We start from the raw sequence: 18,879 nt of genomic DNA, 5'->3' as shown, positions 1-18,879 counted from the left end.
AGGACTTGGATATGGAACTGAAGAAGGCGACAAAAGAAGATGTTGCGGCCATTGCAGCCCTTGAAGCACGCTGCTTTCCCAAACTGGAGGCGGCGACGGAAGCTTCTGTAAGGGACCGGGTTGCGGTCTACCCGAATCATTTTCTGCTCTTATTTGACGGGACACGTCTGGTTTCGTTTGTCAATGGATTTGTGACGGATGAAAGGGATCTTACGGATGAAATGTATGAAAAGGCAGGTATGCATGATGAAAATGGGGCCTGGCAGATGATTTTTGGGCTTGATACGGATCCAGATTATCAATGTCAGGGTCTTGCTGCTAAGGTCCTTATGGCTTTTATTGAACAGGCCCGTAAGGAAGGCCGCAAAGGTCTTGTCCTTACCTGTAAGAAACGCTTGATTCATTACTATGCCCGTTTTGGCTTTGTCGATGAGGGGGTTTCGGGCTCAACACACGGAAATGTCGTGTGGCACCAGATGAGGCTCACCTTTGCCGTTTAGAATCAAGGCCTGAAAGAACATAAAGCCTTTTGGGTTCACCCTTGGTGACCTCGTGGTGTTATATCGTTCCTTATTCCGCCTAAGGCGGGGCATGGGGGTCTTTTCCTTAAGGGGTACCTTTCGGAAGAGACCCTTTTTCGCATTCCTTCGATGTTTTTTATTCTTTCTTTTCTATTTTCTCCATTGTAAAATAATGAGAAAGAACGAGGACGCATTATTTTATGAAAACGGCGCTTTTAGAAAGAGAGGGATGACAATGCAGACGGGATTTCCAGAAGTGAAGAAAAAACTTGGTTTTGGAGCCATGCGTCTTCCCATGATTGGGGAGAAAGTTGATCTTGCAGCTTTTTCAAAGATGGTGGATCTTTTTCTGTCGGAAGGCTTCAATTACTTTGATACGGCTCATCCTTATCTTAATGGTGAATCGGAACTAGCGCTCCGCGAGGCCTTGACGAGCCGCTACCCGCGGGAAGCCTACCTTCTTGCCAATAAGCTCACGGCCCCTTATTTTGATCAAGAATCAGATATCCGGCCTTTTTTTGAAAAACAGCTTCAATGGTGCGGCGTCAGTTATTTTGACTTTTACCTGATGCATGCCCAGAATCTTGGCAACTATGATAAGTTCCAGCGCTGCCATGCTTATGAGGCCGCCTTTGCCCTTAAAAAAGAAGGCAAGATCCGCCATGTGGGCCTTTCTTTCCATGATAAGGCAGAGGTCTTGGAACGGATTTTGGGAGATCACCCGGATGTTGAATTTGTCCAGATCCAGATGAACTATATTGATATGGAAAGCACTGCCGTTGACGCAAGACGGGTTTATGAGACATGTCTCCGCCTTCATAAACCCGTGATTGTCATGGAACCCGTTAAGGGCGGGAGTCTTGTAAAGCTGCCGCCAAAGGCGCAGCATCTTTTCGATACCCTCCAGCAGGGCGCTTATCCCAAGGCGTCAAACGCAAGCTATGCCATTCGTTTCGTGGCAGGTCATGAGGGAATTTTCATGGTTTTATCGGGCATGAGCACGCTTTCCCAGGTGGCGGACAATACGTCTTTCATGAAGGATTTCAAACCTCTTACGGATAAAGAAAAAAGAACCCTAGACGGCGTTGTCGAAGTCTTCAGCCAGCTTGACGCTGTCCCTTGTACGGCGTGCCGCTACTGCATCGAAGAAAATCACTGCCCGAAGAAGATTCCTATTCCAGATATTTTTTCCCTTCTCAATTCCATGCGTGTCTTCAACAATCATAATGCCAATTTTTACTATCAAAATGTTGTGACAGCAAATGCAGGAAAGGCCAGTGACTGCATTCTCTGCGGTGCCTGCGAGCATGTCTGTCCCCAGCATTTGACGATTCGCAAATTCCTTAAGGAGGCGGCAGCGACGTTTGAAGAACCAAAGAAAGGATAATAAAACGTCACAGTGACAAGACAGACAGCATAAGGACCTGTAGTTCCCATGGTATAATGGCGCAAAAGCATGGAGGAGACGGGTCATGAAGAAAAAGGTCTTGATTGTTGTCGATATGCAGGAAGATTTTGTTTCAGGAAGTCTTGGTACCAAGGAAGCCCAGGCCATTGTGCCCCGCGTGGCAGAAAAAGCCGCCCATTTTGATGGAACGGTCATTTTCACCCTCGATACCCATGGGGCTGATTACCTCAAAACGCAGGAAGGCAGGATCCTTCCTGTGCCGCATTGCATCAAAGGAACGGCTGGTCATCGCCTTGTGCCGGAACTGGAGAATCTGGCGGAACGGCTTGGCGCGGAAAAAGTGGAAAAGGAAGCTTTTGGCTCCCTTGCTCTTGCTGGAAAGCTTGAAAAAGTGCGGGATACCATCGAGAGCGTCGAACTTGTGGGCCTTTGCACGGATATCTGCGTTGTTTCCAATGCCCTGATCATCAAGGCAGCCCTGCCCGAAGTGCCCGTCCTTGTCGACAGTCACTGCTGCGCTGGGGTTACGCCTCATTCCCATGAGGCGGCTCTGGAGACGATGCGGAGCTCACAAGTGAAAATTTTATGAGCCCTCAAGAAAAAATTGTCCCAAGGACAAGCACAAATCTACAAAACGTGATATAATGTCAAATTAGAAGTGGAGCGCCCAGCTCTTCATTCAAAAAACAAATAGGAGTGGTTAGGAATGCCTTTTATTGATCATCTGAAATCTCGCGTCAAACCGATTCAAAAGAGAATCGTTCTTCCGGAAAACAACTCTGACAGAGCCCTTAAAGCAGCTGCCATTGTTGCTCGTGAAGGATTTGCCAAGATCATCCTTGTTGGGGATCCTGAACAGCTGAACCGTGATGCCAAGAGACTGGGTGTCTCCTTTGAAGGCATTGAAATCATCAATCCTGCAACCTATGAACGCATGGATGAGCTGTGCGCTTATTTTGCAAAACGCCGTGAAAAGAAGGGCATGACCGTTGATAAAGCCCGCGAAATCATGACCAAGGACACGACCTTCTTTGGGGCTGGCTTGGTTGCCATGGGCGATGCTGACGGGTGCGTTTCTGGTTCTACCCGTACTTCTGCTGATGTTATCAAGGCAGGTCTCCAGGTTATCGGTGTCCGTCCTGGCAACAAGACTGTTTGCTCCGGCTTTATCGTCCTCAGCAACACCAACCTTGGTGAAGGCGGTAAACTGGTCTTCGGTGACTGCGGTGTTATCCTTGACCCGACAGCTGAACAGCTTGCTGATATTGCTACGAGCTGCGCCATCCGTGCCCGTTATACCCTGGGTATCAAAGATGTCCGCGTTGCCCTCCTGACCTATTCCACGAAGGGATCCGGCACTGGTGAATCCGTTGATAAGGTTCAGCAGGCTGTTGAAATCCTGAAACAAAGAAATGTCGACTTTGCTTTCGACGGTGAACTCCAGGCTGACGCTGCCCTTGTTCCTGAAGTTGGCGAAAGAAAAGCTCCTGGTTCCAGCGTAGCTGGCCATGCCAACGTCCTCATTTTCCCGAACCTTGCTGCCGCTAACATTGGCTACAAGTTGGTTGAACGCTTCAGCGGCGCTACCTGCCTTGGGCCTCTGGTTCAGGGTCTGGCTAAACCGATCCTCGACCTGTCCCGCGGTTGCTCTGTCAGCGATATCGTTGATGTTGTTGCTGTCTGCGCAAGCGATGCTATCCTTGCTGACAGCCTGAAGTAATTCTGGTTAAGAAGTTGCAAAAGCTGCAAGAAAATGGATTTTCATTTTCCTGCAGCTTTTTATTTTTTCGCCTTGTGTAAAAATTGTACTCTATTCTTACACAATTTTTACACAAAAAAGGGGACGTCACTCCAACTTCGTATTATAATAAAGAAAAAAGGAGGGGTGATGATGCCTTGTATCTACTGTGTGGAAGATGATGAGAACATCCGTGAACTTGTGGCCTATGCCCTGGAAAGCCAGCAGTTTGAGACACAGACATTTGCTGACGGGGAATCTTTTTATAAAGTCCTCGAAAAAAAGATCCCTGATTTGGTGTTGCTTGATATCATGCTGCCGGGCGAAAGTGGAATCGAAATCCTTAAAAAGATCCGGCATAAGGAGAGGACGGCAGACCTTCCGGTCATCATGCTGACGGCACGAACCAGTGAATATGATGTTGTCAAAGGACTCACCATTGGGGCTGATGATTATGTCACCAAACCTTTTGGCATCTTGGAATTGATTTCAAGGATCAGGGCCGTTTTACGCCGTTCCCACCGAGTGGAGAAACCTTCTGAGATGCTGGTGTGCGGGCCTGTCACCTTGGACCCCTTAAAGCATGCCGTCTCATCTTATGGGGAAGAGGTAATGCTGACGGCCAAGGAATTTGAACTGCTCCACTATCTTATGATGAACGTGGGCATCGTGCTCCAACGGGAACAGATCATGGAATCTGTATGGGGCTTTACCTACGCCGGTGAAAGCCGTACCATAGACATGCATATCAAGAGCCTGCGTCAGAAGCTCGGTGAGGGAGGACAGATTATCAAGACAATCCGCGGCGTGGGATACCGGCTTGATGAGCCAGAATCATGAAAAAGAAAATCTTTTTGAGTCTTATTGGCATTGGAATCGGTGCAGCCCTATTGACGCTCCTTTTCCTGACTGTTGGCTTTTGGCGAACCCTTAGGGCGCAGACCATGACTGTCCTTCAAGACACCGTCACGGTTATTGCCGCTAAGGCAACCCGTACGGATGATATCATTGAGTTTATTGAGGAAACTGCTGAGGCTTCCAATCATCGCCTTCGCTTTACGTGGATTGGTCACGATGGGCGCGTTCTTTATGAAACGGATTACAGCGCTGCCCAAATGGAAAATCATGGCAATCGTCCGGAAGTTGTGCGAGCCCTTAAGGAAGTAGACGGCGTTGCTACGCGTCAGTCCGCTACCTTGGACCATATTACGTATTATGCGGCGCGGCGCCTGCCCAACGGATCGGTTCTGCGGGTAGCCATTCGTCAGGATACGGTTTACGCGGCCTATTTCAGTCTCATTCCCTATATCCTGATTTTTCTCGTCCTCATAGGCAGCGGCTGCTTTTTCGTTGCAACGAACCTGACCAAGCGCCTTCTTCGGCCACTTACAGAGACGGCCGATTACATGCGTGTCATGGGGACCAAACCCCTTGTGACAACGGATAAGGAAGTGGACATTCCGAAACTTCCAGCCACGTATCCCGAGCTGAGTCCCCTTGTCGATAAGATCACGGAACAAAGCCGTACCATCCAGGAATATATTTATACCTTGGAAGAAGATAAAAAGACCATCAAGCGGATCAGTCGGGAGCAGGAAAAGCTGCGACGCGAGTTTACAGCGAACGTCACCCATGAACTGAAGACGCCGCTTACAAGCATCCAGGGGTTTGCGGAAATGATGGCGGCAGGTATGGTGGGGAAAAAGGAAGACGTGACGCGTTTTGGTGCCCTTATCGTGAAGGAATCCAAGCGCCTTTTGGAACTCATCAACAGCATCCTTTTCCTCACAAAGATTGAAGGACCGGAAACACAGGACCTGGCCGTAGCCGTAAGCCTCAAATCCATTACGGAAAGTGTCGCAGGCTTTATGGAACCCGTGATTGCGGATAAGAAAATCCAGCTCCATCTTGCACTCACGGAGGATAAGGTCATGGGGCACAGCGATATGCTGCGCGAAGTGGTTCTGAACCTTGTCGATAATGCTGTAAAGTACAATCGCCCTGGTGGACATGTCTACGTAACGATGGAAAAAGCAGAAACCGGCAGGAACCTTCTTTTTACCGTTGAAGATACGGGCATCGGGATCCCCAAGGATAAACAGGACCGCGTCTTTGAACGTTTCTACCGCGTTGAAGAAAGCCGCAGCAAGCGCATAGGCGGTACGGGCTTAGGTCTTTCCATTGTCAAGCATATCATTGAGCAGCATCATGGCACGATCGCCCTCACAAGCCGCGAACATTTCGGCACGAAGATTGTCGTGACCCTGCCCCTGTACCAGGAAGATAATCCCAAAGAATAAGGAAAAGTCGAAAAAGGCACGATGAAAGAATGAAAACAATCATTTTTTCATCGTGTCTTTTTTACATTATCGAGTCAGGATATCCCACAATTGTGGGTTGATAACCTTTTTTTTACAGCCAATACTCGGAACATCTAAAAATCCTCTTTCGTGAAGTTGGTACGAGTATTTTGAAGCAGTCCGCGCTTTTGCCATGTTACGGCTGACCAAAAAGCGAATCTTGCAGTAAGGCTGTTCAAAGAGAAAATCAACCAATTCCTTGGAAGAGATGCGGGGGGCTCATTTTTGATTTCCTGTGCCATTTTTTTTCACAGAATGGATATCCTTTACTTTGCTGAGAGTGTGTTCAGCCGTCTGTTCAAAAGAGGTTTCACATCAGTAAAAAATGGACCCTACGCAGGTTGCAGCCAATGGGTCCATTTTCTTTGGTTCGATTCCTTTTTACCAGACTTTGCGGGCGCTTTTGCCGGGAATACCAAGTTTGGTACGGTATTTATTGACCGTCCGGCGGGCTACGGGAATGCCCATTGCGTTGAGCTTGTCGCAAAGGGTTTGGTCGCTCAAGGGATGGTGCTTATCTTCGTCATCAATGAGGGATTGCAGGGCAAGTTCCAAGGCTTCATCCGTTGTTTCCGTTCCTTTTTCCTCAGAGGCTTTGGCAGCCGTCCCGACAAGGAAGGCATCTGCTGGGTAAGCGCCCCAACGGCAGGCGATGACCTTATGGGAGAGGGCGCGGCTGATTGTGGAAATGGCAAAACCCGTATCATCCGCAAGATCCGCCAGTTTTAAGGGCACTTTATGTCCCGGCCCATAGCGGAAAAAGCGTTCCTGGTGCGTTGCAAGAGCATCGAGGACAACAGCGAGCGTATCTTCGCGGCTTTTTAAGAGGGCTTGAAGCTCTTTGGCCCTTTTAAGCTCTTTTTTTAGGTATTCCTTAACTTTGGGCCGATTCGAGTTGTCTAAGATCGACAGATATCCCTTGTTGATGACAAGCGTCCTGCCATAGGATGTTGACAGGGTGATTTTAAGCCCTTTTTCCGTCGTCTTGACGAAGGCATCTTCGTGGAGAAATTCCACGGGGCCTGCTTCACTAAAGGCGGTGCCGGGCTTGGGATTCAGGCTGCGGATGAGGTCCCGCGCCGCAAGAATTGCCTCTTTTGTCACGTTAAACCGGGAGGCAAGCTGGGGAATCCGATTCCTTGCAAGATCATCAAGCCCCTCTTCGATGATCTTTTGGGCAAGGGATGTGTCGCCTTTTTGCTGGGCAAGCTGCATGAGGAGACACTCTTTGAGGGAACGGGCTGCAACGCCGCAGGGTTCGAGATGCTGCACCTGTTGAAGGACGGCAAGGACCACTTCTTCCGTTGCGTCAAAGCGTTCTGCAACAGCGACAGGATCTTCCCTCCAATATCCGCTGGGATCCAAGGTGCCAGCAATGAAATAGGCAAGACGTGCTTCAAGAGGCGAGAGGGAAAGGCAACCAATCTGGTCATCCAAAAAGGCTTCCAAGGTCATTTCAAGGGCGTGGGCATTTTCCACAGGGCTTGAAGGGGGATCATCGCTGGGATCTCGCGCCCTTAGGTGCATGCGGCGCCATTCCGGTCCTTCTTCCCGCCATGTTTCCCGCTCTTCAGGGAAGTCAAGGAGGGGATTTTGCTCCACTTCCCTTGCCACAAAGGCATCTAGTTCCTCGCTCGTCATTTGGAGGAGGTTCATCTGCTGGATGAGGTGCTGCGTGAGCTGCTGTTTTTGGACCGGTTCAAGGGTCATGGATAAAGGCATGGCGAGGACTCCTTTCATAGGTTTTCTTCTTTTTATTATATCATGGGAGAGGGTGGACATTTGCATTTTTGTTTTCTTTTCGTTCCCTCTTTGACAGAAAGAGGGCTTTCATCTAAACCAAAGGAAAGATTGGAGAAAGGAGCTGTTATGAACCTGCGCACCATGAAAAGCGCTGCCTTGATACAGTGTTTGGATTTTGGCTGGAGGGAAATCTTGACACCTATCCCTTCATCGATGCTTTCTATTTTGAGGACAATTTGACCTGTGTCAAGAGCCCTTTCCCTGAGGCGCATATGATTGCAGCTAAAGATGCAGGAATCATCCTTGGCTTCATTGATCTTATAAAAAGCTCTATTGAGGGTCTTTTTGTTGGGCTAGCATATCGGAAAAAAGGTAGGGGAAAGGCACTGATCGACGCTGTCAAAAATGAAGGGAGTGCACTCACCGTTGCAGCTTTTAGCAAAAAGATGGGAGTCATCTGGGTCTATCAGCGGGAAGAATTCGTTCTTTTGCGGCGTAAAAAGAACTGTGGGACAGGCAAAGAAAGCCTCATCTTTTTCTTTATGCGAAAAAAAGATGTAGGGGACGCATAAAAAGGGTGTTTTTTTTTGAAATCATAATTGTCTTGTCATATAAGTTGACAGGATATTTTCCAGAGCGTATCCTTTTTCTTGATATATCTTGTATACAAGATGCGAAAGAGAGCACGAGCATCAGGGAGGAAAACAAATGGAAGCGATTCAGGCATTTTTAAAAAAGAAGGACGTAGAAATTTCAACCAAACGATATCTCATTGATGCCATGGGGGCCATGGCACAAGGTCTTTTTTGTTCCTTGCTCATAGGGACCATCATCAATGCCATGGGCCTTCTTTTTGATATCCATGCCTTAAAGATTGTCGTTGCGACCGTAGGCGGCATCAAGTATACGGTTGGCGGCCTTGCTATGGCCATGAGCGGACCTGCCATGGCAGTTGCCATTGGCCGCGCGCTGCATTGTCCGCCCTTGGTCCTTTATTCGCTTCTCACTGTAGGGTTTGCAACCAATGCACTGGGCGGCGCTGGTGGGCCTTTGGCGGTGCTTTTTGTCGCCATAGCCACAAGTGAAATCGGGAAACTGGCCGCTGGGGAAACAAAAGTCGATATCCTTGTAACGCCCCTTGTGACCATCGGTGTCGGTGCTACGCTCGCAGCTTTATGGGCGCCGCCCTTAGGGAAACTTGCGATGCAGACAGGGACTGTCATCATGTGGGCTACGGAATTGCAGCCCTTTCTTATGGGCATCCTTGTTTCCGTTTTTGTTGGCATTGCCCTTACCCTTCCGATTTCATCGGCTGCCATCTGTGCGGCCTTGGGCCTCACCGGTCTTGCCGGCGGCGCTGCTGTAGCAGGCTGCTCGGCTCAGATGATTGGCTTTGCCGTCCAGTCCTACCGGGAAAATGGAGTGGGCGGCCTGCTGTCTCAAGGTCTTGGCACATCCATGCTGCAGATGCCCAACATCGTTAGGAACCCGCGCATCTGGATTGGGCCCATCTTTGCTTCTGCCATAACGGGACCGCTGGCAACCTGTGTCTTTAAGCTGCGAATGGATGGAGCGGCCGTTTCTTCTGGCATGGGGACCTGTGGTCTTGTAGGACAGATTGGTGTATTTACAGGATGGATCTCTGATATGGCAGCGGGGACCAAAGCGGCGATTACGTCCTTTGACTGGCTGGGTCTTCTTTTTATTTCCTTTGTCCTGCCAGCCATCCTATCTCCCATCATCAATCAAGGCTGCTGCCGCCTGGGCTGGGTCAAAAACGGGGATATGAAACTTTGAGCTTATGGTGCTCCCTTCCATAAAGGAAAAAGGAGACTCCCTGAGGGGGCCTCCTTTTTGAATGAAGAAAAACAGCTGCAGAGTACTATCTGCAGCTGTTAACGGTTGCGTTGATGATGCTTATTTTTTTAGCATGTAGTCTGCCATGGCGGCTGCGGCTTTCTTTCCGGCACCCATGGCAAGGATGACTGTAGCGGCGCCGGTTGCGGCATCACCGCCAGCGTAAACGCCGGGAACAGACGTAGCACAGGTGTCATCGCTTGCAGCAACGGTACCTTTCTTCGTGCGGTCAAGATTCGGTGTATCGTCATAGCTCATGGGGTTGGGACGCGTCCCAATAGCCATGATGACCATATCAACCGGCAGTTCAAATTCGCTGCCCTTGATGGGTACAGGACGGCGGCGCCCCGAAGCATCCGGTTCACCCAGTTCCATCTTCTGGCAGACAAGGGAAGAAACGCGGCCTTTTTCATCGGCGCGGATTTCAACCGGGCTTGTAAGGAAGTTGAAGTGGATTCCTTCTTCCTTGGCGTGATGGATTTCTTCGAGTCGTGCTGGCAGTTCAGCTTCACCGCGGCGATAAACGATGTGGACATCGGCCCCCAGACGTTTGGCGCAGCGAGCCGCGTCCATAGCCACGTTGCCGCCGCCGACAATTGCTGCGGACTTACTTTTTAAGACCGGTGTGCTGCTCTTTTCATCATAGGCCTTCATGAGGTTGATACGGGTGAGGTATTCGTTGGCGGAATAGACGCCCACATGGCCTTCACCGGGAATATGCATAAACTGGGGCAGGCCGGCACCGGAAGCAATGAAGACAGCTTCATAGCCATGTTCCTTCATGAGTTCCGTAATGGTGAGAACTTTGCCGATGACCATGTCCGTATCAAATTTGACGCCCAGTTCCTTCAGTTTTTCAACCTGGGAAGCCACGATGGATTTTGGCAGACGGAATTCAGGAATGCCGTAGCTCAATACACCGCCCGCTACGTGGAACGCTTCAAAGACAGTTACGTCAAATCCTTTGCGGGCAAGTTCACCGGCGCAGGTAAGACCCGCCGGGCCGGAGCCGATGACCGCGGCTTTATGACCATTTTGGGGATCTACACAGATGATATCGGCTGCATGTTCAGCGGCCCAGTCAGCAACGAAACGTTCCAGGCGACCGATGGCAACCGGTTCATTCTTGATGCCGCGGACGCATTTGCCTTCGCACTGTGTTTCCTGAGGGCAGACGCGGCCCGAGATGCGGGGCAGGGCGTTAGCCGAAGAGATGATGTCAAAGGCACCGCGGAAATCGCCTTCAGCGACTTTGGCAATGAACTGGGGGATAGGAATCCCGACAGGACAGCCCGTGACACACAACGGCTTCTTGCACTGCAGGCAGCGCTTTGCTTCGTTGATGGCTTGTTCTTCCGTATAGCCCAGGGCTACTTCCTTGAAATTATGGTTTCTCACGTCCGGTGCCTGGGTCGGCATGGGCGTCTTTTCAGCTTGCATGTTGATACTCATTTGCGGACCTCCCCTGTGAGATTGCAGATGTGTTCTGCTTCTTCCTCGCGACGCTCCGTTTCGAAGGCCTGGTAGGTGCGGTTGCGTTCGATGGCTTCATCAAAATCAACCAGATAGCCGTCAAAGTCCGGTCCATCGACGCAGGCAAACTTCGTTTCACCGCCAACAGTGACGCGGCAGCAACCGCACATACCCGTTCCGTCAATCATGAGGGGGCACATGCTGATCATGCAAGGAATGTCATACTTCTTGGCCATGAGGGTCGCAAACTTCATCATGGGAAGGGGCCCAATGGCAAAGATCTGATTGAACTTGACGCCGCTTTTGATGAGTTCTTCGAGCTTATTGGTGACAAAGCCATGGTAGCCGAAGGAACCATCATCGGTACAGGTATGAAGATCGGTACAGGCTGCTTTCATTTCATCTTGGAGAATGACACGTTCTTCATTTCTGAATCCAGCAATGAGATCAACTTGGTTGCCGGCCTCATGAAGACCGCGGGCAACCGGCAGGGCAATGGCGCAGCCAAGACCGCCGCCTAACACGGCAACACGGCCATAGCCCTCAACAGGGGTCGGTTTGCCAAGGGGACCTGCCATATCGGCCAGACAGTCGCCTTCATTCAAAAGATCCAGTTCCATCGTGCCAGCACCGGCTTTTTGGAAGATGACCGTAATGAGTCCGTCGTCATGGCTGGAAATGGTGAGAGGAATCCGTTCTGCTTCTTCGTTCGAACGGAGAATGATGAATTGGCCCGGTTTTGCTTTGGCAGCAATCCAGGGAGCATAGACCGAAATCGAGCTCATTTCAGGGTTCAGCACCCTTTTGTGGATGATTTCAAACTTCTTAGGCATGATCTCTCCTTTTGTGACTGTACAGCCTGCAACGGGAAGGCAGGCCCAACCTACAAAGGCGTAGGCGCGGGTCTGCCTTATTTGCGCAGGATCATGTCACGCTTTAAAGATGGATTTAAAACGTATCACGACGCTTATTTTACTATTTTAATCCTTATCGACGATTCCCGCAATGATTTTAGCAAATTCCTTCTTCTGGGCGATGTTTCCCTGGCGCGCAATCATGATGCGCTGGGCCTGCGGAGAGCCGGCACCGTGGAGAGATTCCGTGCGGTAGCCTACGGCGGCGCTGCCAAGACACATGTTTTCGATGAAGCGCATGATGCGCTGCCGTTTTTCCGTTGGGATGTCATCGCGGCCAACAAAGAACTTCTTGCAGATTTCTCCAATGGTTTCCCCATTTTTGCCGACAACCATATCGGACTTGAAGTCCTTTTCGCTTGGCATGGTGACCATGACACCGCCGGCGATATCTTCGGCAAGACGGACGATTTCATAGGGGAAACGGGTGACGTTCTGCTTGCAGACGTTGGCAAGCAGCAGGTCAATCTGGTAGTTCCCGGCCTTCGTGGCGCAGCCTTCGCAGGAGCAGGCAAGACCACAGCTAAAGAGCGTTTCGTTGAGGTGGGTCATTTCAATGAGTTTATCCTTGATATGGCTTGCCTTTTCAACGCCGTTATATTCAGCGGCAAGGGCAGCGGCACCGATGAGGACGTCGCCGACACCGACTTTGCAGCCACCGTAGGACTGACGGTGGTAGCCAGCAAAGCGTTCAACCATCATGCCGGCAAATTCTGTTTCGCCATTGAGGAAGATCATGTCATTAGGGATGAAGACGTGATCGAGGACGACCAGGGCTTCCTGACCGCCAAATTTTGCGTTTCCAAGATCGATGTTGGCGCCGTCTTCCATCTTGCGGGTATCGCAGGACTGACGGCCATAGACCATGTAGAGGCCTTCGGCGTCGGTCGGGCAGGCAAAGCTGACGGCCCAATCCTTATCGGCTTCCTTCATGGAGATGGTGGGCATGAAGATGTGCCAATGGGAATTGATGGAACCTGTCTGGTGAACCTTGGCGCCGCAGACGACAATGCCGTCAGGACGGCGTTCCACGACATGGACGAAGACGTCCGGGTCTTTTTGTTCATGAGGCGCCTTGGAGCGGTCCCCTTTAGGATCCGTCATGGCGCCGTCTACGGTCAGGTCATTATCCTGGACGTAGATGAGGAACTTCTTGAAGTTTTCGTGGTAATGGGTGCCGTATTTTTCGTCGATTTCATAGGTCGTGGAGTATACGGCGTTGAAGGAGTCCATACCGACGCAGCGCTGGAAGCAGCTGGCTGTTTTCTGACCGAGAAGTCGCTGCATCTTGACTTTCTTGATGAGGTCTTCCGGGGACTGGTGCAGATGGGTGAAACGGTTGATGGTGTGGCCCGTCAGGTTGCTCGTTGCTGTCATGAGGTCCTTATATTTTGGATCCTGGGCCAGGGCATAGGTCATGGCAACGCAGTTGATGGACGGACGAATGATGGGATGGTCGACCCAGTTGTCGATTTTTTCCCCAAACATATAGACTCGAGTCTTCAGTTTGCGTAGGCTTTCAATGTATTCACTGGCAGTCATGAGTGTCATGATGGGTTTTCCTCCTTTAGGAAAAGGGGGCCCGCCGCCAAGGAGGTGGCAGGCCTATAAGAAAGTTATGGAATCGGCTTGTTAGCGGCCCGCAAGGATTTCGTAGCGGGCAAGACGTTTCTTGGCATCAGCTTCAGCTTTTTCATAGAAGGCTTCTGCTTTATCCGGGAAGGCGAGTTTTAGGGAAGCATAGCGGTTCTGGCCCATGAGGAAGGCCCGGAAATCGCCTTTTGGTGCTTTCGAATCGAGGGTGAAGGCATTTTCTTCCGTTCCGACTTTTTCCGGATTGTAGCGGTAGAGCTGCCAGTAACCAGCTTCGACGGCTTTCTTTTCTTCGGCTTGGCTGAGCCCCATGCCGCACTTCATGCCATGCTCGATGCAAGGGCAGTAGCAGATGACGATGGAAGGACCGTTATAGGCTTCAGCTTCGCGGATGGCTTTGAGGGTCTGGTTCGGGTCGGCGCCCATGGCCACTTGGGCAACATAAACGTAGCCATAGCTCATGGCCATCATGCCCAGGTCCTTCTTCGCTGTCGGTTTACCACCGGCAGAGAATTTAGCGACCGCACCGGCACCGGTTGCCTTGGAGGACTGACCGCCCGTGTTGGAGTAGACTTCCGTATCAAGGACAAGAATGTTGATGTCTTTGCCGGAAGCAAGGACGTGGTCCAAGCCGCCGTAACCGATATCGTAGGCCCAGCCGTCACCGCCAAAGGCCCAGACGCTCTTTTTAGCGACAAATTCCTTGTTTTCGCGGATCATGACCGCTTCCGGTTCGGTGACGCCTTCAAGTGCAGCGAGAAGATCGTCGCTGACCTTGCGGGACCGTTCCTTGCTGTCCGCATCCTTAAGGTAGGCTTCGCAGGCTTTTGTGGCAACACCCTTATCAAGGAGTGCCTTGACGGCATCTTTCAGTTCGTTGCGGATGGAATCCTGGCCGAGGAGATAGCCATAAGCATATTCGGCGTTGTCTTCGAAAAGGGACATGGCCCAGCTTGGTCCAAATCCTCTCTTATCCGTGCAGTATGGGGAGCTAGGCGTGGAGCCGCCGTAAGCAGAAGAACAGCCCGAAGCGTTCGTGATGTACATGTGGTCACCAAACAGCTGGGTTACAAGCTTGATGTACGGCGTTTCGCCGCAGCCAGCGCAGGCCCCGGAGAATTCGAAATAAGGTTTGGCAAATTGGGAAGCCTTGATGGATTTATCGCTGACGGCATCTTTCTTGATGGAAACGGTATCGACGGCATAATCCCACAGCGGAGCCTGAGGCAACTGGGTTTCAAGCGGCTTCATGACGAGAGCTTTTTCCTTGGCTGGGCAGACATTGACGCAGCTCCCGCAGCCCGTGCAGTCAAGCGGAGAGACCTGCATGCGATATTCGTAGGCAGCAAGGGCTGGACCGATGGCTTTCTTCGTTGCAAAACCGGCAGGAGCAGCGGCCAGTTCCTTTGCATCAACGAGGATCGGACGAATGGCTGCGTGCGGGCAGACGAGGGCGCACTGGTTGCACTGGATGCAGTTTGCTGTCTGCCATTCAGGTACTTCCACGGCAGCTCCGCGTTTTTCGTACTTCGTCGTGCCAGCAGGCCAGGTCCCATCTTCGAGCCCGTACTTGGTCATGGTCGAAACGGGGAGGACTTCACCTTCCTGACGGTTCATGACGTTGACGACTTCCTTGATAAAGGCTGGGGCTTTGTCTTGCTTGGGAGCATCCTGAGCATCTTTCCAGTTTTCGGGAATAGTGACGCTGTGGAGCTCGTTGATGCCGTGATCGATGGAGGCATAGTTCTTATCGACAACAGCCTGACCCTTCTTGATAAAGTAGGTCTTATAGATGGCTTCCTTCATGGCCTTGACGGCTTCTTCCACAGGAATGATGCCAAGGAGCTTAAAGAAAGCAGCTTGAAGGATCGTATTGGTGCGGTTGCCAAGGCCGATGGAACGAGCAATGGCCGTTGCGTTGATGGTATAGAATTTGGCTTTTTTGGCATAAAGGGCGCGCTTCATGGAAGCAGGCAGGTGCCGGTCAAGGTCTTCATCGCTCCAGGCGCAGTTAAGAAGGAATGTGCCGCCTTCTTTGAGGTTCTTCACCATATCATATTTTGTCACGTAGCTCGGTGTATGGCAGGCAACAAAATCTGCGGCCTGGATGAGGTACGGGCTGCGGATGGGGTTCCTGCCAAAACGCAGGTGACTCTGAGTAAGACCGCCCGATTTCTTGGAATCATAGACGAAGTAGGCTTGGCAGTAGAGGTCCGTCGTGTGGCCAATAATCTTGATGGAGTTTTTATTGGCGCCGACCGTCCCGTCAGACCCCATGCCCCAGAATTCAGCGCTCATCTGACCTTCCGGTGCCGTGTGGATGGCCTCGGCCTTGGGTAGGCTCGTATTCGTCACATCATCGACGATACCAATGGTGAAGTCATTTTTTGGTGTGTCAAGGGCAAGATTCTTATAGACGGCAAGCATCTGATCCGGCGTCGTGTCTTTGGAAGAAAGACCATAACGGCCGCCGACGATGGTGACATCGGCGCCTTTTGCCTTGTAGAGGCTGCTGACATCTTGGTAGAGCGGTTCGCCCATGGCGCCCGGTTCTTTCGTGCGGTCCAAAACAGCAATCTTCTTGACCGTTTTCGGCATGGCTGCAAGGAAGCGGTCTGCTGCGAAGGGACGATAGAGGTGGACAACGAGGAGACCGACCTTTTCGCCTTTGGCCGTGAGAAAATCAACCGTTTCCTTGGCCGTTTCCGCACCGGAACCCATGATGACAATGACCCGTTCCGCGTCAGGAGCACCATAGTAATTAAAGATACGGTAATCACGTCCCGTCAGTTTGTTGATGACATCCATGTAGTGCTCAACAGCATCCGGAATGGCGGCAAAGCGCGTATTGCAGGCTTCGCGGCACTGGAAGAAGATATCCGGGTTGACGGTGCAGCCGCGGGTGGCTGGATGTTCCGGATTGAGGGCGTTTTTGCGAAAGGCCTTGATGGCATCGTAATCAACGTAAGGTCTCAGGTCTTCGTAATCGAGGGCGTCAATCTTTTGGATTTCGTGACTCGTACGGAAGCCATCGAAGAAGTGCAGGAAAGGCATCCGGCAGTGGATGGCTGCTAAATGTGCTACAGCACCGAGGTCCATGACTTCTTGCGGACTCGTTGAAGCCAGCATCGAAAAGCCCGTATTGCGTACGGCCATGACGTCGGAGTGGTCTCCAAAGATGGAGAGAGCATGCGCACTCAAGGTACGGGCCGATACGTGGAAGACGCCAGGGAGCATTTCGCCGGCAATCTTATACATGTTCGGGATCATGAGGAGCAGCCCCTGGGAAGCCGTGTAGGTTGTCGTCAGGGCGCCGGACTGCAGGGAACCGTGAACAGTACCGGAAGCACCGCCTTCGGACTGCATTTCAACAACGTGGACAGGCTGACCGAAGAGGTTCTTTTTACCGTTGGCCGCCCATTCATCGACATGTTCCGCCATCGGGGATGACGGGGTGATGGGGTAGATCCCAGCCACTTCTGTGAAGGCGTAGGAAATGTAGGCCGCAGCCTGGTTCCCATCCATGATTTCGATTTTCTTGGTCATGATACATCCTCCCTTAATAATGGATTTCATAGCAAAAGCGAAAGCCGCTTTCGGAAAAGTCCACCTTTGTATCTTGTTACTTCATTTATACCCGTTTTGTCCTTTTGATGCTTTGCACCCCATCACATATTTTTTGCACTTTTTCACCCTCTCTTCAAAGAAAGAAAATGCAAAAAATTTGACAGATCCTTTCCCCGTCTTATATTGGATGCTTTTTGAAAAGGGAAGGGCCATTTTTGCGATACCTGAAAATTGGCAAATAAATTGCGTGTTTCCGCAAAGAGTGCAAAAGAGAAGTTCACTATAATTAAGGCAACAAAAGGCAAGGAAGACAAATCCAAGCCAATGGACCGGAGAGCCGGTACCAAATAAAGGAGGAACGAACAAATGGATATGAGCTATTTGAAAGACATGCCAATTGCTGTACTGGGTGGCGGTGCTGTCGGCAAGACGATGGCTGCTGACTGTGCCCTTGCAGGAAAGGAAGTCCGCATCTGGGATCAGCCGAGATTCGCTAAAACGAATTTCCTGAACATTGAAAAGACGGGCATTACCCTTTCGGGCAACCAGTTCAGCTTCTTTGGTTACACTCGCAAAGGAACGGCCAAAGTTGCCCTTGCAACCGATGACATGGCAAAAGCTGTCAAGGGTGCTGGCATCATCATCGTGGCAACTGTTGCTATCGCTCACGAAGGCATCTTCCGTGAATTGATTCCTCTTCTCGAAGATGGGCAAGTCATTCACATCCTGCCGGATAACTGCGGTACCCTCGTATTCCGCAAACTAATGCGCGAACTGAAATGCACTAAGAAAGTCATCGTTGGTTCTTGGTACACCGCTCCTTACGGTATCCGTGTTGTGAAACGCGGCGGCGTTACGACCAACGAATGCAAGGTTGAAGACCGCATCACCACGATCCGCGGCTGCGCCCTGCCGACCAAAGATAACGAAGCTTTCATGGCTTCTGCTTACTACATTCCTGCTTTTGGTGCCATCATCGACGCAGAAGGCGAAGTCACCATCTCCAAGAAGGGGGAGGAATTCCACCACGGATTTGTAACAGGCAACACCGTCATGGATATCAACTTGTCCAACGTCAACCCTGTTATCCACGTTCCTGGCACGGTTCTGGCCGTTTCCACCATGCAGAACTTCGACACCGTCCTGGGGCAGGAAAAGAAGAACTACTCCCTCTATGGGTTCGGTGCTTGCCCGGCTATTGCTGAAGTCCAGGCTGCTTTCTGGGAAGAAGAAAAAGCCCTTGCCAAGGCCATGAGCATCGACCTTTGCACCGTAAACTATGAAGACTTCTTCTCCCGTACCACCATGTATGGGAAAGAATACATGGGTCCTGACTTCGCTGTACCGTATGAAGAAAAATATGAAAACTTCTTCGGCGATGGTCCGTTCGACCTGGAAAACCGGTACATCACGGAAGACGTTCCAGTTGGCTGCTACCTCATGAGCCAGCTCGGCAAGAAATACAATGTACCGACCCCGATCATCGACTCCATGATCCTTCTTGCAAGCACCATGCTAAAACGGGATCTGGCTGCCGGCAGCAAGTACACGCTGGATTACCTCGACATTGGCCATATGACGGATGCTCAGCTCCAGAAGTACCTGCGCGAAGGTGAATTCACGCCGAAAGCATAATCCATGACTGCAGTGCACCCTTTGGGCTGCCTCTAGCGCGTTGCAAAAATGGGGAGGGCTGTTAACGGAA

At 51.1% G+C, this 18,879-nt stretch carries 15 protein-coding genes; 9 read left to right on the top strand and 6 right to left on the bottom strand.

From position 1 onward, the window contains the following. The first annotated feature begins 11 nt into the window (after positions 1-11). The 6 genes from DW817_RS07475 to DW817_RS07450 all read left to right on the top strand — a co-directional run bounded on the left by DW817_RS07475 (position 12) and on the right by DW817_RS07450 (position 5,967). A complete protein-coding gene (locus DW817_RS07475; RefSeq protein WP_120111917.1) occupies positions 12-500 on the top strand; it encodes a GNAT family N-acetyltransferase in 489 nt (162 codons plus the stop codon). A gap of 256 nt (positions 501-756) precedes the next feature. After that, complete coding sequence (locus tag DW817_RS07470; RefSeq protein WP_120112005.1) at positions 757-1,908, top strand: aldo/keto reductase; 1,152 nt, start codon at positions 757-759, stop codon at positions 1,906-1,908. Positions 1,909-1,993: 85 nt separating this feature from the next. After that, complete coding sequence (locus DW817_RS07465) at positions 1,994-2,518, top strand: cysteine hydrolase family protein (protein ID WP_021736559.1); 525 nt, start codon at positions 1,994-1,996, stop codon at positions 2,516-2,518. Between the two features lie 117 nt (positions 2,519-2,635). Continuing rightward, a complete protein-coding gene (pta, locus tag DW817_RS07460) occupies positions 2,636-3,649 on the top strand; it encodes a phosphate acetyltransferase (RefSeq protein ID WP_009014612.1) in 1,014 nt (337 codons plus the stop codon). A 171-nt stretch (positions 3,650-3,820) separates the two neighbouring features. Beyond that, on the top strand, positions 3,821-4,507 hold the full coding sequence (locus DW817_RS07455) for a response regulator transcription factor (protein WP_035224156.1): 687 nt from the start codon (positions 3,821-3,823) through the stop codon (positions 4,505-4,507). Further along, on the top strand, positions 4,504-5,967 hold the full coding sequence (locus DW817_RS07450; protein WP_120111914.1) for a cell wall metabolism sensor histidine kinase WalK: 1,464 nt from the start codon (positions 4,504-4,506) through the stop codon (positions 5,965-5,967). The genes DW817_RS07455 and DW817_RS07450 overlap by 4 nt, the downstream gene beginning before the upstream one ends. Before the next feature lie 66 nt (positions 5,968-6,033). Here DW817_RS07450 and DW817_RS11085 read toward each other — a convergent pair whose 3' ends face one another. Both DW817_RS11085 and rpoN read right to left on the bottom strand, forming a co-directional pair. Then, complete coding sequence (locus DW817_RS11085; RefSeq protein WP_367401162.1) at positions 6,034-6,237, bottom strand: hypothetical protein; 204 nt, start codon at positions 6,235-6,237, stop codon at positions 6,034-6,036. Between the two features lie 171 nt (positions 6,238-6,408). Further along, entirely contained in the window at positions 6,409-7,767 is a 1,359-nt protein-coding gene (gene rpoN / locus DW817_RS07445) for an RNA polymerase factor sigma-54 (protein ID WP_243634094.1), read from the bottom strand. 275 nt (positions 7,768-8,042) lie between these two features. Here rpoN and DW817_RS07440 point away from each other — a divergent pair, with 275 nt between their 5' ends. Then, on the top strand, positions 8,043-8,342 hold the full coding sequence (locus DW817_RS07440) for a GNAT family N-acetyltransferase (RefSeq protein WP_243634093.1): 300 nt from the start codon (positions 8,043-8,045) through the stop codon (positions 8,340-8,342). A gap of 136 nt (positions 8,343-8,478) precedes the next feature. Next, positions 8,479-9,567 carry a PTS transporter subunit IIC gene (locus tag DW817_RS07435; protein WP_120111903.1) on the top strand — a complete coding sequence of 363 codons (1,089 nt, stop codon included), beginning with the start codon at positions 8,479-8,481 and terminating at the stop codon, positions 9,565-9,567. 120 nt (positions 9,568-9,687) lie between these two features. On the opposite strand, the gene gltA is transcribed toward DW817_RS07435, so the two are convergent. From gltA to nifJ, 4 genes are all read right to left on the bottom strand, one after another. Next, positions 9,688-11,079, bottom strand: a complete 1,392-nt coding sequence (gene gltA / locus DW817_RS07430) for an NADPH-dependent glutamate synthase (protein WP_009014606.1) — start codon at positions 11,077-11,079, stop codon at positions 9,688-9,690. After that, positions 11,076-11,933: a sulfide/dihydroorotate dehydrogenase-like FAD/NAD-binding protein gene (locus DW817_RS07425; protein ID WP_009014605.1), complete on the bottom strand. Its 858-nt coding sequence runs from the start codon at positions 11,931-11,933 to the stop codon at positions 11,076-11,078. Before DW817_RS07425 ends, gltA begins: the two co-directional genes overlap by 4 nt. A 147-nt stretch (positions 11,934-12,080) precedes the next feature. After that, positions 12,081-13,565 carry a 4-hydroxyphenylacetate 3-hydroxylase family protein gene (locus DW817_RS07420; RefSeq protein WP_022227449.1) on the bottom strand — a complete coding sequence of 495 codons (1,485 nt, stop codon included), beginning with the start codon at positions 13,563-13,565 and terminating at the stop codon, positions 12,081-12,083. 81 nt (positions 13,566-13,646) lie between these two features. After that, positions 13,647-17,153, bottom strand: a complete 3,507-nt coding sequence (gene nifJ, locus DW817_RS07415) for a pyruvate:ferredoxin (flavodoxin) oxidoreductase (RefSeq protein WP_016459405.1) — start codon at positions 17,151-17,153, stop codon at positions 13,647-13,649. A gap of 387 nt (positions 17,154-17,540) precedes the next feature. Here nifJ and DW817_RS07410 point away from each other — a divergent pair, with 387 nt between their 5' ends. Further along, positions 17,541-18,809, top strand: a complete 1,269-nt coding sequence (locus tag DW817_RS07410) for an NAD/NADP-dependent octopine/nopaline dehydrogenase family protein (RefSeq protein ID WP_009014602.1) — start codon at positions 17,541-17,543, stop codon at positions 18,807-18,809. Positions 18,810-18,879: the final 70 nt, after the last annotated feature.

This window comes from Acidaminococcus sp. AM33-14BH (genome assembly GCF_003603525.1).
In the GTDB taxonomy this organism is placed as follows: domain Bacteria; phylum Bacillota; class Negativicutes; order Acidaminococcales; family Acidaminococcaceae; genus Acidaminococcus; species Acidaminococcus intestini.
This window is presented reverse-complemented; position numbering and strand designations above follow the sequence as displayed.

Excerpts from the sequence above, each read along its gene's own strand:
- nifJ (WP_016459405.1), bottom strand. The coding sequence starts at position 17,153 with ATGACCAAGAAAATCGAAATCATGGATGGGAACCAGGCTGCGGCCTAC.
- DW817_RS07455 (WP_035224156.1), top strand. The coding sequence starts at position 3,821 with ATGCCTTGTATCTACTGTGTGGAAGATGATGAGAACATCCGTGAACTT.
- DW817_RS07475 (WP_120111917.1), top strand. The coding sequence starts at position 12 with ATGGAACTGAAGAAGGCGACAAAAGAAGATGTTGCGGCCATTGCAGCC.
- rpoN (WP_243634094.1), bottom strand. The coding sequence starts at position 7,767 with ATGAAAGGAGTCCTCGCCATGCCTTTATCCATGACCCTTGAACCGGTC.
- DW817_RS07420 (WP_022227449.1), bottom strand. The coding sequence starts at position 13,565 with ATGACACTCATGACTGCCAGTGAATACATTGAAAGCCTACGCAAACTG.
- pta (WP_009014612.1), top strand. The coding sequence starts at position 2,636 with ATGCCTTTTATTGATCATCTGAAATCTCGCGTCAAACCGATTCAAAAG.
- gltA (WP_009014606.1), bottom strand. The coding sequence starts at position 11,079 with ATGAGTATCAACATGCAAGCTGAAAAGACGCCCATGCCGACCCAGGCA.
- DW817_RS07425 (WP_009014605.1), bottom strand. The coding sequence starts at position 11,933 with ATGCCTAAGAAGTTTGAAATCATCCACAAAAGGGTGCTGAACCCTGAA.
- DW817_RS07440 (WP_243634093.1), top strand. The coding sequence starts at position 8,043 with ATGATTGCAGCTAAAGATGCAGGAATCATCCTTGGCTTCATTGATCTT.
- DW817_RS07435 (WP_120111903.1), top strand. The coding sequence starts at position 8,479 with ATGGAAGCGATTCAGGCATTTTTAAAAAAGAAGGACGTAGAAATTTCA.
- DW817_RS07450 (WP_120111914.1), top strand. The coding sequence starts at position 4,504 with ATGAAAAAGAAAATCTTTTTGAGTCTTATTGGCATTGGAATCGGTGCA.
- DW817_RS07410 (WP_009014602.1), top strand. The coding sequence starts at position 17,541 with ATGGATATGAGCTATTTGAAAGACATGCCAATTGCTGTACTGGGTGGC.
- DW817_RS07470 (WP_120112005.1), top strand. The coding sequence starts at position 757 with ATGCAGACGGGATTTCCAGAAGTGAAGAAAAAACTTGGTTTTGGAGCC.
- DW817_RS07465 (WP_021736559.1), top strand. The coding sequence starts at position 1,994 with ATGAAGAAAAAGGTCTTGATTGTTGTCGATATGCAGGAAGATTTTGTT.